The 13,812-nt window shown below is 72.6% G+C and carries 15 protein-coding genes; 3 read left to right on the forward strand and 12 right to left on the reverse strand.

What is annotated here, in order from left to right:
* Positions 1-23 precede the first annotated feature (23 nt).
* The 8 genes from BS83_RS31820 to BS83_RS31855 all read right to left on the reverse strand — a co-directional run bounded on the left by BS83_RS31820 (position 24) and on the right by BS83_RS31855 (position 8,640).
* Complete coding sequence (locus BS83_RS31820; RefSeq protein WP_037606862.1) at positions 24-1,319, reverse strand: tetratricopeptide repeat protein; 1,296 nt, start codon at positions 1,317-1,319, stop codon at positions 24-26.
* Positions 1,320-1,330: 11 nt separating this feature from the next.
* The gene (locus BS83_RS31825) at positions 1,331-1,819 is read right to left on the reverse strand and encodes a MarR family winged helix-turn-helix transcriptional regulator (protein WP_051944410.1); all 489 of its coding nucleotides are present in this window, start codon (positions 1,817-1,819) and stop codon (positions 1,331-1,333) included.
* A gap of 194 nt (positions 1,820-2,013) precedes the next feature.
* Positions 2,014-4,098 (reverse strand): WD40 repeat domain-containing protein, encoded by a 2,085-nt coding sequence (locus BS83_RS31830; RefSeq protein ID WP_037606863.1) that lies wholly within the window; start codon positions 4,096-4,098, stop codon positions 2,014-2,016.
* 53 nt (positions 4,099-4,151) lie between these two features.
* Positions 4,152-4,970 (reverse strand): nucleic acid/nucleotide deaminase domain-containing protein, encoded by an 819-nt coding sequence (locus BS83_RS31835; protein WP_037606864.1) that lies wholly within the window; start codon positions 4,968-4,970, stop codon positions 4,152-4,154.
* A 126-nt stretch (positions 4,971-5,096) separates the two neighbouring features.
* The gene (locus tag BS83_RS31840) at positions 5,097-5,684 is read right to left on the reverse strand and encodes an SUKH-4 family immunity protein (RefSeq protein ID WP_037606866.1); all 588 of its coding nucleotides are present in this window, start codon (positions 5,682-5,684) and stop codon (positions 5,097-5,099) included.
* Between the two features lie 62 nt (positions 5,685-5,746).
* Positions 5,747-6,607 carry a nucleic acid/nucleotide deaminase domain-containing protein gene (locus BS83_RS31845; protein WP_037606868.1) on the reverse strand — a complete coding sequence of 287 codons (861 nt, stop codon included), beginning with the start codon at positions 6,605-6,607 and terminating at the stop codon, positions 5,747-5,749.
* A complete protein-coding gene (locus BS83_RS31850; RefSeq protein WP_037606869.1) occupies positions 6,604-7,326 on the reverse strand; it encodes a WXG100-like domain-containing protein in 723 nt (240 codons plus the stop codon). Before BS83_RS31850 ends, BS83_RS31845 begins: the two co-directional genes overlap by 4 nt.
* Positions 7,327-7,545: 219 nt before the next feature.
* Complete coding sequence (locus tag BS83_RS31855) at positions 7,546-8,640, reverse strand: glycoside hydrolase family 19 protein (RefSeq protein ID WP_051944411.1); 1,095 nt, start codon at positions 8,638-8,640, stop codon at positions 7,546-7,548.
* A gap of 395 nt (positions 8,641-9,035) precedes the next feature.
* Between BS83_RS31855 and BS83_RS31860 the strand changes: the two genes are divergently transcribed.
* From BS83_RS31860 to BS83_RS31870, 3 genes are all read left to right on the forward strand, one after another.
* The gene (locus BS83_RS31860; RefSeq protein ID WP_037606872.1) at positions 9,036-9,746 is read left to right on the forward strand and encodes a hypothetical protein; all 711 of its coding nucleotides are present in this window, start codon (positions 9,036-9,038) and stop codon (positions 9,744-9,746) included.
* A gap of 77 nt (positions 9,747-9,823) precedes the next feature.
* Complete coding sequence (locus BS83_RS46770) at positions 9,824-10,321, forward strand: hypothetical protein (RefSeq protein ID WP_037606875.1); 498 nt, start codon at positions 9,824-9,826, stop codon at positions 10,319-10,321.
* On the forward strand, positions 10,312-11,643 hold the full coding sequence (locus BS83_RS31870; protein WP_051944412.1) for a copper resistance CopC/CopD family protein: 1,332 nt from the start codon (positions 10,312-10,314) through the stop codon (positions 11,641-11,643). Before BS83_RS46770 ends, BS83_RS31870 begins: the two co-directional genes overlap by 10 nt.
* A gap of 181 nt (positions 11,644-11,824) precedes the next feature.
* Here the strand turns inward: BS83_RS31870 and BS83_RS31875 are convergent, their stop codons facing one another.
* The 4 genes from BS83_RS31875 to BS83_RS31890 all read right to left on the reverse strand — a co-directional run bounded on the left by BS83_RS31875 (position 11,825) and on the right by BS83_RS31890 (position 13,600).
* A complete protein-coding gene (locus BS83_RS31875) occupies positions 11,825-12,160 on the reverse strand; it encodes a transcriptional regulator (RefSeq protein WP_051944413.1) in 336 nt (111 codons plus the stop codon).
* Positions 12,157-12,606, reverse strand: a complete 450-nt coding sequence (locus tag BS83_RS31880; RefSeq protein WP_157597404.1) for a hypothetical protein — start codon at positions 12,604-12,606, stop codon at positions 12,157-12,159. Before BS83_RS31880 ends, BS83_RS31875 begins: the two co-directional genes overlap by 4 nt.
* Positions 12,607-12,683: 77 nt before the next feature.
* Positions 12,684-12,878, reverse strand: coding sequence for a hypothetical protein (locus tag BS83_RS31885; protein ID WP_037606878.1), 195 nt, complete (start codon positions 12,876-12,878; stop codon positions 12,684-12,686).
* Between the two features lie 131 nt (positions 12,879-13,009).
* Positions 13,010-13,600, reverse strand: coding sequence for a chorismate mutase (locus BS83_RS31890; RefSeq protein ID WP_051945682.1), 591 nt, complete (start codon positions 13,598-13,600; stop codon positions 13,010-13,012).
* Positions 13,601-13,812: the final 212 nt, after the last annotated feature.

A 13,812-nucleotide genomic window follows, 5' to 3' on the forward strand; every position in this document is an offset into this window, starting at 1 on the left:
CTGCGCGAAGCACGCGGAGTCGCTCAGTCCTGGAGGACGGCCACCGCTTCCCGGACGCGACCGAGGTCGACGAGATGTTCCGCGAGGGCGACGCGGGTGGCGGGCAGCTGCTGCCGAAGGACGGTCACGGCCTCCTCGGGGCGTCCGGCCAGCTTCAGCAGCTCGGCGACGGCCGGGGCCGCGTACCAGGTACCTCCCTGCCGGTGTGCGCGTGCCCGACCGAGGGCCTCCTCGGGGCGACCGGCGGCCGCGATCAGCCTGAGCCGTGCCCGGAAGGTCTCCCATTCCTCCTCGCCGCGCCGGGACGTGAGGCCGTCGAGGTAGGCCAGGCCGTCCTCGGGACGCCCCTCGGCGGCGTAGCGGTCGCAGAGCCTGTCGATGATCCGGTGCTCCTCGCCGTCCGGTGAGTCGGCAAGCCGGCGCAGAACCTCGACGGCCTCCGCGCCTCGGCCGTGGCGGGCCAGAAGTTCGGAGAGCCGCAGTGCCATCCGGCGACGGCCGCCGACCCAGGCGCAGGGCTGTCGGTAGGCCGCGACCGCGCCGTCCACGTCCCCGCGTCGCTCCAGCAGTTCGGCGAGGCGCTGGGCGGCGAAGCCGTGGTCCTCGACCGCCGCGTAGGCGCGCAGCTCCTCGATCCTGTCGTGGTGGGCCAGCAGGTCGGCCAGTTGGTCGTGGTCGGCGTCGGGCGTGCTGCGCCGGGTGCGCAGCAGCGCCACGGCCTCGTCCGTGCGGCCCTGGCGTTCGCGGACGGCGGCGAGCAGGTCCACGGCGTTGTGCGGCTCGCAGGTGCGGCGGCATGCGGCGTTGTCGCAGTGGTGGCCTGCTTCGACGCGGGCGGCCAGCAGCGCGGCGGCGTCCTGGTCACGGCCCGCGTCCCTGGCGGCGTCGACGAGCGCTGCGGCGATGGCTCCGTCGTCGAGGAGCGGGACCAGCAGGGCGAACGCCTCTTCGCCGCGGCCGTGGCGGGCGAGGAGGCGGGCGTGGAACTCGAGCGCGGGCCGGTATCCGCTCGCGGCGTGAGGGTGGGTCAGCGCGATCGCCTCGGCTGCCCTGCGGCAGTCCGCGAGCAGCCCGGCAGCGGTCTCGGCCGCCGTCCACCACCCCGTGTGGAGGTAAGGGGCGAGGAGCTCCAGGGCCTCGGGGTGCCGGTCCTGCCCGGCGAGCAGCCTTGCGTACTCACGGGCGCAGAACCACTCCCCCCGGGTGGCCTGGTACGCCACCTCGTCGCCGTGCCCGAGCTCGACGAGCCGGGCGACCAGCTGCGGCGGGATGCACGCGGTCTCCGTCCGGGCCTGACGGGCGAGTTCGTCGGCGTCCACGACGCAGGACTCTAGCCCGCGTCGGCGCCGGACGTGCCGGTGGGCGGGGGGCTGATGCGGCGGGCCAGCGCCTCGCCTGCGGGGAAGGCCCGGGCGATGCTGCGGAGGAGGTCGAGGCCCTGCTGCGTCGGCTGGTCGGCCGTGAGGTGGTCCAGGGAGTCGTAGAGCCGTGCCTCGACCTCGACGATCCGGCGCTCCAGGGCGCGGCCCTCGGTCGTCAGCGAGAGGGTGACGTAGCGGCGGTCGGCGGGGTCGGTGTCGCGCCGGACCAGATCCTGGGCGACCAGGCGGTCCACCAGGCGGCTGGGGCTCGCGGTGGTCTCGCAGACCAGCAGCTCCCCGAGCCCGGACAGGGTGAGCGGCTGGCGGTCGCCCAGCACCCGCAGGACCTCGGCCTGGGACGGTGTGACGCCGAGGGGCCTGAGGTCGGCCGCGAGCTGTTTGTTGCCCTCGCGCTGGATCGCCAGGATCAGGTAGCGCAGTTCCTCGGCGGTCCTCATCGGCACCCCTCCCTCATCGGGCAACATATTACACGACATCCATGTTGGGTCCCGGGCGGTCGGCGGTTGGCGAACCGACCTACGACGACGGCCTCCTGGCCGTCGTGCCCACACACTCCCGAACGCCGCCGCGCGCCTCGTCGCCGCGACAGCGCGGCCGTGGTGGTCCGGGCGGCAGACGGCCGGGACGGGCGCTACCCTCCTGGCTCGACGACCGAGACCTCCTCGGCCGAGGCGAGGACCAGTCGGTTCGGCCCGAGCAGCAGGAGGCCGAGGACGGGTGCGCCGAGGCGCAGGTCCCGGGGGTCCTCCTCGCCGCCGAACCGGAGCAGGCGGACCAGGCCGTCGGCCCAACTCACGGCGAGCGTCAGCGGGTTGCCCACTGCCTCGGTCCCGACCGCCACGGAGACGGAGAGCACCGGGCAGGCGCGCCGGTCCAGCGGTTCGGGGAACGGTTCCGCGCCGGGGCTCCACAGCCGGACCGTGCCGTCCGCGCCACCGCTGAACACCAGAGGGGGCAGTCCCGGCGGCTGCGCGACGGCCAGCGACGAGACCGGGCCGGTGTGCGGGCGGACCCGCTCCGTCCGGTCGGCGTCGGCGCCCCCGTCCGCATCGGGGGAAGTGTGCGCGCCGGACTGGTGCCAGGTCAGTTCGCCGGCGGCGTTGCCCAGGACGCAGGCGTCACCGAAGCGCAGCAGCGCGAAGAGTTCGCTCTCCGTCCGGGCGGCGGAGGGGAGTTCGAGACTCGACGTGCCCCAGACGTCCAGCCGGGTCAGCGAGCCGTCGTCGCCGTAGTCCAGCGCCCGCAACGGGTGCGGCTGTGCCAGCGGCACGCGGCCGAGGGAGCTGCCGTCGATCAGGGAGAGCCGGTGGAGACCACCGGTCGCGTCGGCGATCAGCAGCGAGCCGTCGGACTTGCCGTCCGCCGCACGGCCCGCCGCGAGCGCGGTCACCGGACCGGGCCAGGAGGCGGCGCCGCGCGCGAGCCGCCACAGCGTGCGCAGCCCGCCGCCGGCGGCCCGGCCTTCACGCGTGGGCGCGAGCGGGGTGCCGTGCAGTCGGTGGCGCAGGATCTCGGCGCGGACGCCGGGGTCGTCCTCCTCCGTGAGGGCGGGACCGGCCTCGGCCCAGGCCTGGGCGAGCGGGCCGGTCGCCCCGGTGGCCTTGAGCGCGGTGGTGATCCGGTGCGGGTCGGCCCGCACCAGGAACTCCGGGTCCCCGAGCAGGTCCTGGGCCTGACCGGTCGCCAGCGTCTGGGTCAGCAGCAGGGTCAGGTGCTCCTCCGGCACGCCGTCCAGGTCGGGGCGGCCGTCCGACCGCCGCGGCACGGCCTGCACCAGGGCACGGCACAGCTGCTGCGGCAGCTCCTCCGGCATGTGCGGGCGGACATGGTCCGCGAGCGCGGTGCTCAGCAGCGGCACGCCTGACGGCGCGACGGGCAGCAGCTCCGCGACCAGTCGGCGAGCCTCGGGGTCGGGCACGAGCAGCGTCCAGCCCTCCGCCGTGAGGGGCGCGTCCACGGTGGCGAGGGCGGCGAGCGCGGGCCGGGCCGCGTCGGGCGTCCCGGCCCACCAGCGGTCGAGCAGCTCGACCGACGGACGCCCAGCGCCGAACCCTTCGCCGAGCCCTGCGGCGAGTCGCGCCAGACCGGGGCTGGGGTACGCGGCCTCGGCCGGCGGACGCGCCGTCGCGGGCGCGCCCGGGAGCCCGGCGTACCAGCGACCGAACCGCTCGGCATCGGTCCACTGGGGTGCGTCGAGGTCCATGACGGCGGCGGGCACGTCGTCGGCGCCCGTCGCCTCCCGCAGCAGCGCCGCCGTCGTGGCGTCGGTCTCGACGACGATGCGCACCTGCGGCAGTTCGAGCAGCGGGAGGACCAGCTCGTCCAGGACCTGGCGTGGCTCGTCGGGCAGCGCGGGCCCGCCGGCGCGATGCAGGTCGGCCAGGCAGAACACGGTCGGCCGGGAGTCGGCGGCGAGGGCGCCGACGAGCTGCGCCGGGGTCCGTGCGTAGAGGTCGAGTTGGCGGGCGGCGATCCACACCGCCGAGGAGACGGTCAGCCCGAGCAGCGGCACCATCGCGTGGACGCGCCGCTCCTGCGGCGCGTCGTCGGCGGAGCAGGCCGTCGTCAGCCACGCCAGCAGATGGCTCTTGCCCGAGCCCGGCGCGCCGGTGACCACGCACAGTCGCGGCGCGAGCGGATCGGCCAGCCATCCGAACAGCGCCGCCCCGGCGGGCTTCCGCCCGCCCGGCAGCGGCGGCACCGGTGTCCGTTCCATCGCGTCTCGTCCCCTGTCCCCGGTCGCCCTGAGCCGGCGGCTGTCTGTGTCGGTCAGTCCTGTTCGAGGATGTGCAGCATCAGCGCCTTCACGCCCGCCTCGCGGGACCCGGCGTCGCGCCCGTAGTCGAATCGGTGCGTGAACCGCGCCTGCGGGAACTCCGCCGGCATCCACAGCGCGCACCAGTGGCCCGGCATGAAGCAGGCCTGCAGCTCGGTGAAGACGCTGGTGACCGCCTCCCCCGGCACGCCGGCCGCGGCGAGCCGGTCCCAGGCGATCTCCTCCGGATGCGGCAGGCCCGGTCCCGTCGTCGCCACCAGGATCTGCTCCTCGCCCTGGGCGTCCCGGTAGCCGATCGCGGCCGAGGAACGGACATTGAGCGGGTGCCGCAGGTCGTCCAGGACCCGCGGCCACCAGCCCTCGCGGTCGGCGAACGCCTCCTCGTCGAGAGCCGTCAGCTCGGCCCGCAGCTCGCGGTAGACCGCCAGCGCGTCGCCCTGGTCCTCGGCCCCGGCGATCAGCGGCACGGCCCTGTCCAGGGCGGTCAGGCAGAGGAGGAACCGGTCCACGCCGCTGTTCACCGGCATCTCGGGCAGCGCGAAGCCGTCGAAGCCGCCACGGACCGCGCCCTCGGGGGTCACATACAGCTCGACGGGCCCGTCGTACCCGAGCACCGGACGCCCCTGCGCCGTCGTCGGCGCGGGCTCGGCCTCCGCGTCCGGCGCGCTGAAGTACCGTCCGACCTGCACCGGCACCCCGACCTCGGTCACGCACCCGGCCCCGCCCGGTCCGGCCTCGGCCGGCCACGCCAGCCGGCGCAGGCCCTGCACGCCGAAGCGCTCCAGCAGCGCACGGCCGGGATCGGTGCTCATGTCGGTTCCTTCCGGGGTTCCATGCGAAGCCGGGACGTAGCCAGCAACGCTACCGTGGCCGCCGGGGCCGGATCCGCGGCCTGGGCCCGGTCGGCGGTCCGCGTCTCCACCGCTCCCACCGGTCTCCTACCGCGCCTCTCGGGGGAACATGCCGCCGGCGAAGGAGTCGAGGTAGCCGGTCCAGAATCCGCCGGGGTCGGCGAAGGGGGCGGAGTCCACGGCCGTCATCTCGTCCTTGATCTCCTGGGCGGCCCGGGAGTAGAGCGGCAGCGCCTCGGTGTAGCCGAGGGCGGGGTCGGGCGCCTTCGACTCGATCAGGAGCAGCAGCTTCGCGAGCGACGAGACGTCGGCGTTCAACTGCTCGACGTCCTCGTCCTCGTCGTCCCAGACCGCGAAGACCGCACCGTCGCTCCGACGGACGTACACCGAGGCGTCCTGCAGGCAGCCCAGCGAGCCGAGCTCGCCCGTCGAGGCGAGTTCGATCACCGGGGCGGCGTCCTCGTCGTCGACCACGAAGTCCTCCGGGGTGGACGCCGCGGCCAGCGACGCGTCCATCTCGAAGAGACCGCTGCACCTCGGCACCCCCACCTCGCTGAGGAAGGCGACGGCGTCGGCGCGGGCGATGACCCGCTCGGCGACCGACCGATCGGTCAGCACCACCTGTCCCGGCGGCAGCAGGGAGGCGAGGTCGTCCGAGGTCAGGGGGAAGAGCACGGGATCTCCAGGGGTGGACCGCTGAGCCGGTGGTTCTCGGGAGGTGGCGTCGTCAGGAAAAACTACACGTCGAAGTTCCTGGTCCCGGCGAGGCCGCCGCCGTACTTGCCTGCGGCGTGACCGGACTGGAGCTCGGATATGTAGCGGCCGAACGGCTTGTTCCGGTCCACCGTGTTCTCGATGGCGTTGTCGTACTCCATGCCGTGGGTGACCTCCAGCTTGGAGTTCAGCGTCGGATGGTAGATGTGCATGTTGAGCCATCGGCGGCAGTTCATGTTGTCCTGGCACGGCCTGCGTTCCGTGTAGATCCGGTCGACCTGGAACTGTTTCCCCTGATGGACCATCGGATAGCCGATGGAGCGCTCCGAGTCGTTGCGCTTCTGGCTGCTCCGGCCGATCAGCACGAACTCCTCCTTGCCGTCCTCGGAGCGGTAGTGCAGGGCCGCGTAGTTGTTGCCGCCGTAATCACCGCGGGCGCGGCGGGCCTCCTCGCAGGCCTGGGAGAGGTCGGTCGGCTGGTCGATCTTCTTCGACTCGACCCACTCCCCCTCCTTCCCTTCGGTACGCCCGAGCTTCTTCCATTTCGCGTCACGCGCGGAGAGGTTGCCCCTCTCGTTCTTCGTCAGGTTCTTGACGCCGTCGGGATTGCGGTTGCTGTCGAGGATCCCGCGGATGCCCGAGTCGTCGTCGGCCTCGATCGCCTCGAGCTTGCCGCCTCGTAGTTCCTTGACGGTGCCGTCGTCGTCGATGAAGTACTTGCGAACGACCTTCTGCTCGTTCTCCTCGACGTTCTTCGCGATCGTGTGGACGTTCTGCGCGGTCTCGTCGTAGACCCCGCCGAGGGCGTGCGCCATGTCCTGGCCCAGCGCCTTGCCGGTCTTCTCCAGGGTGTGTTCGAGGGGCTCGACCAACGGGTCGCTCACGAGAAGCTCACCCCCGACAGGTTCGTGCTGAAGGTCTGCGCGTGCATCCGGACCATCTCCGCGTGGCCGCTGAAGGCGGAGGCGTGTTCCCGGAGTTGGTCGGGGTGGACCATGAGCCCCTCGCCCGCGCCACCGCCGGAGACGCCGAGCATGTCCTCCAGGGCCTTGTAACTCATGCCGGCCACGGCCTTCTCCACGACGCCGAGCAACGGCGTCAGCGCCGCGTTGATGACCTGGCCGACGAGGTACTGGATCAGCTCCTGCTTGAGGAACTCGACCAGTTTCTTGGCCCCTTCGACGATGGCCACCTCCGCCGCCTCGGCCAGGCCCAGCGTTGCCACGGCGGCGGCCTGGTCGGCGACGAACGACGCGGCCAGCACCGCGAGTTCGCCGATGCACTCCAGCTTCATCGCCACGATGTAGTCCGCGGCCGCCTCCAGCGCGTCGGCGAGGAACGAGCAGGCGTTCAGCAGGTCCTGCATGTGACCCTGCGACAGGTGGGCCCACTTGGAGACCAGCAGGTCGTACGAGTTGGCCTGGTACGCCGAGTTCATGGCCTGCAGGGTCGCCGTGGCGTCCTGGTGCGTCCCCTCGATGCCGGAGGCGAAGGTCCGTACGTGTCCGGCGAAGTCGCGCACGGCGTCCTCGTTGACCTGCGGCCACTTGATCCCGATGAAGTTCAGGAAGTCGGCCACGACTTGCGGCAGCTCGATCGCCACATCAACCCCCGTGTCGGCGACGGCGTTCGAACAGAGACTAGTACGCCCGTCCCGTGGGAGGACAGCACGAAAGCGGCGACGGTTCCTTCCGGTCGCCCCGCGAAGGGTGGGACGGGCGGAGCTCCCGGCGGGGAGGATTGGGCGACAACCCGGGCGCCGGGAGCTTCGCGGTTCGCCTGATCGGGACGGCCGGCGGGCGGACGTTCCGACGGGCGGGTGTCAGCAGGTGAGGTTGGAGCCTGTCGGGACGCCGAGGATGGAGGTGAAGGAGACGTAGTCGTTGACCCGGTCCTGCATCTCGGCGGCGTTGGCGCCGTTGCACTCGATGCTGCCGTTGATGCTGCGGATGGTCTCGCCGAAGCCCGCGCCGTTGACCATCGCGTTGTGGGGGGTCATCGAGCCGGGGCCGGTCTGGGTGTTCCAGTACCAGAGGCCGGTCTTCCAGGAGACCGCCGGGTCCGAGGCGACCAGGCCGGGGTTGTCCAGCAGGTCGATGCCGAGGGCGTCGCCGGCGGCCTTGTAGTTGAAGTTCCAGCTGAGCTGCATCGGACCGCGGCCGTAGTAGGCGTAGGTGCCGGCGGGGCAGCCGTAGGGCTCGCTCGCGCAGTAGTTCCCCGACTGGTCGACCTCGTTGATGTAGACCAGGCCGCCGGTCTCGTGGTCGACGTTGGCGAGGAAGGCGGCAGCCTCCTGCTTCTGCACGGTGGCGCTGCCGGTGGTGGCGAAGCCGGGGTAGGCGCTCAGCGCGGCGACCAGACCGCTGTAGGTGTAGAAGGAGTTCCGGTTCGGGAACATCTGGTCGAACTGCGCCTCGCTGACCACGAATCCGCCGGTGCCGCCGCCCGTGCCACCGCCGCCGGAGCCGCCGGAGCAGGTGTAGGGGGACCAGAACCAGGTGCTGATGGTGGGGTCGTAGCCGGGGTTGTCGTGGGTGGCGATGTAGTACTGGCCGTTGGGGGTGTACCGGACGATGGCGCCGGTCGCGTAGGACTGTCCGGCCGCCCAGGCGGGGTAGTTGCAGCCGCCACCCGTGGTGCCGCCGGAGCCGCCGCAGGCACCCTGGTCGGCCCAGACGTCGGCGACGCCGGGCGTCTCGCCCTGCGTCCACCACTTGGCCTGCCAGTTGTCGCCGTTGTAGGAGGCGGTCATGCCGCCGGTGTAGACCGAGCCGGAGTTCCAGGCCGCGGCGCAGTCGGCCGCCATCGCCGGACTCGCGGTGCTCAGAACCGTGAAGGAACCGATGCTGCCGACCAGGACGGCCAGCACCGACGCGATGCGCGCGCTGCGGTGCGGCCTTCGGGACAGGGATCGCATGTGCCACTCCAGAAGTGGGGGTGAGTGGGGATCCCAGCAGCAAAGCGCCATTGGTCCAGACCAGTCAAGAACATCGGTGCAATTTCTCTGTCGGTTACATGACCGTTCGCCACCCGCCTGGCATTGCCCCTGCACAGGGCTTGACAGTCCGACCCGCCGACGTGTTGATCCGGCCTATTGGACTAGACCTTCCTCTTGACGGCCCTTCGTCAAGGTGCCAACGTGAACATGCGGCCCTCGGTGGAAACCCGCGACGCCGTCCAGAGGTTCGCCCCCACGTGCCTGGACGGCCCCACGGACACCCTGGGCGTGCACCACCGTTCTCGCGACACCCCCACCGACCGCACGGCTACCGCAGCGTGCGGCACGCTCGCGATCGAAGGGATCTCTTCGTCATGCGGATCAAGTCCGTCAAACCCGGCCTGGCAGGGCTCGGCACCGTGCTGCTGCTCGCCGGGATCACGGCTTTCGCCACAGGGAGCTCCGCCCAGGCGGACGCCAACTCCACCTCGGCGGTCAGCTCCGGACCGTCCACGTTCACCCAGGCCGTGCCCGCCGGGCAGCCCTCCCAGTACGGCCAGCCGCTCGAACGGTGCGCCAACGGCGTCAACCACCCCGTCGGCGGGGCGAACCCGGTGCTGAGCGAACCGCTCACCACCAAGTTCACCAGCAACGTGGGCCTGTCCGAAGCCGTCTCCTTCACCGGCAACCAGTGGTATGGCAACTGGCAGTTCACGTTCACCAACACCTCCTCCGAGGTGCTTGCCACGGACTGCGCCGTGCTGGTCTTCCGGGCCCCGTCCGGCTCCGACAATCACGGCTACACCGCCACCCAGGCCTACGGGCACCCCCAGCAGGACTACCTGGAGGTCCCGCGGGGTGACGGGACGTCGTTCTACATCGCCAGGATCGACTTCCACGACGTGCCGCTCTCCCAGCGGCAGGTCGCACCGGGGCAGTCGTTCACGTACACGCTCGGCGGCGTCCCCAACCCGGCGATCACTCTTGAGCAGATGCGGGACTCGCTCAGGTTCACGGCCGACCTCGACCTGGCGGCGAACGAGTCGCTGATCGAGCACTACGGCACCAACCGGCTGACGAACTAGCCCCTCGGGCCAGGCCGTCCCACCGGGGCGGCCTGGCCCTCCCCACCGGATGCCAGCGGAGCGGAACGGAGCGGACCTTGCCCGCCGGTACACCCCTGCAGCGGGCCGTCACACCGGTCACCGCGGCACTGATCACCATGCTCTCCCTCGGCGGGTGCGCGAGCGCTCCCGAGGCCGGGAGCACCGCTCCCGCTCGGGCACCGATCCCCCTGGAACTCCAGGCCGACGCCGTCGCCACCCGGGAGTTCGGGCTCCTCGCGGGCGGGGGGTGGGCCCAGGCCTGGGCGTTGTGGAACGCGAGCGCCCAGCAGGTCATCAGGCAGGCGGACTTCGTCCGGCTCAACACCGTCTGCCGACCGGCCCTCGGCGTCCCCTACGTGGTCGCCGCGACGACCAGGATCGACCAGGAGACGGTGCGGGTCGACTGGCGCCGCGCGGACGCCGTCGGCAGCAACACGCTCCTCTACCAGGCGGGTTCTTGGCGCTTCGTGCCGGACGCCGCCTCGCTGGCGGACTACCGGCTGGGCGTCGACGCGCTGGTCCGCAAGCGAAGGGCGGCGGGCTCGTGCCACTGAACCGGTCCGGAGCACCGCGGCCGCGACACCGGTGGCTCCCTGACCTGCGGGCGCTCGCGGCGCTGACGGCCCTGTTGATCGGCGGGCTGCTCGCCTCGGCCGGGCCGGCGGTCGCCCATGCCGAGCTGGTCTCCTGCTCACCCGCGGACGGCTCCGTGATCGCCCGGGAGCCACTCCAGGTGACCCTGGCCTTCTCCGAGGACGTCACCGTTCGGCTGAGCTCGGTCCGGGTGATCGGTCCGGACGGGCGGCGGCTCGACCGGCAGCCGCCGCAGGCCGTGCCCCCGGGTGACCGGCGCATCGCCGTAGGGCTCGCCCCCGAGACGCAGCAGGGCACGTACGTGCTGGAGTGGCTGGCGACCGCGGCCGACGACGGGCACGCCACCTCGGGCACGCTCAGCTTCTCGGTGGGTGCACCCAGCCGGACCCCGGTCGGGCAGGGCCTCGGGACGCCCGACCGCGTCACCGACGCGGTCCTCGACACGGCCGTCTGGCTCGGCTTCGCCGGGCTGGCCCTGCTGGTGGGCAGCGCGGTGATCCGCCGGTGCGCTCCGCAGGGCCGGGACCCGGCGCCGCCCGCACCCTCCCTCCGCCGGGCCGGCAGCGTCGGCTGGGCCGTGCTTCTCGCCGGAACCGTGGTGCAGCTCTTCGTCCACGGCCCCGCCACCCAGGGAGAGGCGGTGGCCAGGATCACGGACAGGGCGCTGCTGGGCGCGACCCTCTCGACCCGCGAGGGGCATCTCCTGATCGCCAGAATCGTCCTGCTGGCACTGGTGGCCACGATCGGCGACCCGCTGCTGCGGCACCGCCGGGGCGCCGTCCCTGCGGTCCTGCTCGTCCTGGGGCTGGCCGCGACCTGGAGCGGCACGAGCCACGCGTCGAGCGGGAGCCTGGTGCCACTGTCCCTGGCCGTGACCACCCTGCATGTCACGGCGTTCGCCGTCTGGGCCGGCGGGTTGTCCGGTCTGCTCGTGCTGTCGAGGGGTTCGGGCTCCGGGCTGCCGCCGCTGACGGTGACGCGTTTCTCCCGGGTCGCCCTGACCGCCGTGGCGGTCCTGGCCGCCACGGGGCTCTACCAGGCGTTCCGCGAGATCGGCCGCTCCAGCGAGCTGACGGGCACCTGGTACGGCAGGCTGCTCCTCGTCAAGACGGTGATCGTCGTCCTGGTCGTCCTCGCCGCGTCCGTCACCCGCAGGTACGCCCTGCGCCCGGACAGCGGGCCGCCGACGGTGCTGCGGCGCGCCGCCCTGCTCGAACTGGTGGGTGTGACGGCCGTCCTCCTGGTCACCGTCCTGCTGATCGGCCAACCGCCGCCGCGCTGAGCCGGCTGTCGCCATCGGAGCCCACAGCGGCCGAGCGGAGCCCCCGCACGTCAGGGGGGCGCACGCCGGGGGCTCCGCTGTCCGGTCTCGGCCATGGCCGGTCCTTCCGAACGAGAGGCGTCTAACCGCTGAGCGGGCGTCAAAACACGGTGATGTCCGCACCGGCCGGGATCGGCCCCCCTCACTCCCCCGCCTCGTCGTCCTCGCGGTGGGCGCGGCCCTGCTCGGTGAGGGCCGACAGCGCCGCGAGGTGGCACTCGAAGGCCCGACGGCCCGTGGCGGTGAGGGAGAGCCAGGTGCGGGGGCGGCGGCCGACGTGTCCCTTGCGGACCCGGACGTAGCCGACGTCCTCCAGTGCCACCGCGGTCTTGGACAGGGTCGGCGCGGCGATCTGGCAGGTCTCGGAGACGGTGGCGAAGTCCGCCTCGGCGCAGCCGGCCAGGAAGGCGGCCAGCTTGAGCTTCGGCAGGGTGCCGAAGGCCTCGTTCGGAAGCGGCGCCCGGGGGGCGTCGCTCATCGGGGCCGGACCGAGCCGGAGATCCGGTACCAGGTCTCCAGCCCGAGGATCAGGCCGAAGGAGATGGTCCCCCAGCCCAGGCTCCCGGCGGCGAAGAAGCCGAAGCCCAGGGCGCACCCGACGAAGACCAGCCACTGGGAGACCCGGCGCCGGGTGCGCCGGCGGCAGATGTCGGTCAGCGGGACCAGTCCGCCGCGGCGCCAGCGGCGCACGATCTCGGCGTACATGCCCAGGTGGGCGACCAGCAGCACCAGGCCGGCGATCCCGAGGACGGCCGCGGCGGACCTCCTCCCGGCCAGGTCGGAGACGCCGATCGCCGCCATGGCCAGCGCGAAGGTGCCCCCCGCGTAGACCGGGAACCAGCCCGGCACGCGCGGTACCGCGGCCGTCCGACGGGTCGCGGCGGCGACGGCGAGGGCCTCTTCCGGACTCAATTCATCATCCATGCTTGAAGAATAGCATCTACTTTCCATTATGAAAGTAGATGCTTCGCGCGCGAGGTGCGGGCACACCGGGCCCGGCGTCAGCAGCCGCTGCTGGACCCGGAGTGGCTGTGGTGGTGGGTGCTGCTGTGCGAGCTGCTGCCGCTACTGCCGTGATGGTGGCTCCGCATCGGCGCCGTCATGGTGGCGGCGCACGCCGGGCCGTTGTTGCATGCCGCGACGCCGACCGTGGCCGTGAGAGTGAGCGCGGCGGCCAGGGCGATACGACGGATCAAGACGGGCTCCTCGGGAGTGGCGCGGACAGACGTTCTGTCAGCGGCAGACGACAATCCCGAGGACCCTAGTTCCCTCGAGCCGACCCGCCTGCCCCGGGGGTCGGCCCGCGCCCGTCGCCGCGCCCGGTGGCTCAGCCCGCGGATCGGTCCGCGCAGACGGACGGCAGGGCGCGGAGCAGGGCGGCGAAGTGCAGGACGTCGAGGTTCTGCTGATGGCGCGCGTGGACGGTCGCGGCGGTCAGCCTGCCGTCACAGGAGGGCGCCCGGAGCGCGCCGTCGGCCGCGGCGATGGCCTGGACGAGTTCGGTGTCGATGGTGTTGAGCTCGACCCGGATGGTGGCCAGGCTGGGCCTGGTGGTCGGGACGAGCGAGGGATCGGCGTCCCATTCGGCGAACAGCGCGCGCTGGACGACCTTGCTGGCCTCGATCTGGTCGCGGAAGATCTTCGCGACCGGCGCGGGGTCGATGCCCAGGGCCGTGGCCTGCTGCTCGGCGTCGGCGATCACGACCGCCTCGCGGGCCGGGTCGTCGATCGGGCTGGTGGTCCCGTACTTGGCCGCCGCCACCTGGTCGGCCACCGTGACCCGCTGCGCGGACAGCTGGGCGATCGTCTCCAGCGGCGTCGTCCTCGGCGCGGCGGCGGCGCTGCCCGCTCCGAGCCCGGATGCCGTGGCGGTGAGCAGGAGCAGTCCGCCGACGAATCCGGCCGTCGATCGGCTCATGGTGATGAACAGTCGCACCGGAACCCCCAGTCGTGTACGGAACGTCGCGCCGATGGTACGGGTGCGGAACGCCCGGACGCGGTGCTTCCGCCGGATTCGCACGGGGCGCGACGCACGCGTGGCCGCCGCCGCAGGGTGCGGGGAGAACGCCTGGGGCGTCCGGTGCCTGCGGGGCGGCCACGCGCGGGTCAGGTCACCACCTCATGCGGTGG

This window comes from Streptacidiphilus rugosus AM-16, assembly GCF_000744655.1.
GTDB classification, from domain to species: domain Bacteria; phylum Actinomycetota; class Actinomycetes; order Streptomycetales; family Streptomycetaceae; genus Streptacidiphilus; species Streptacidiphilus rugosus.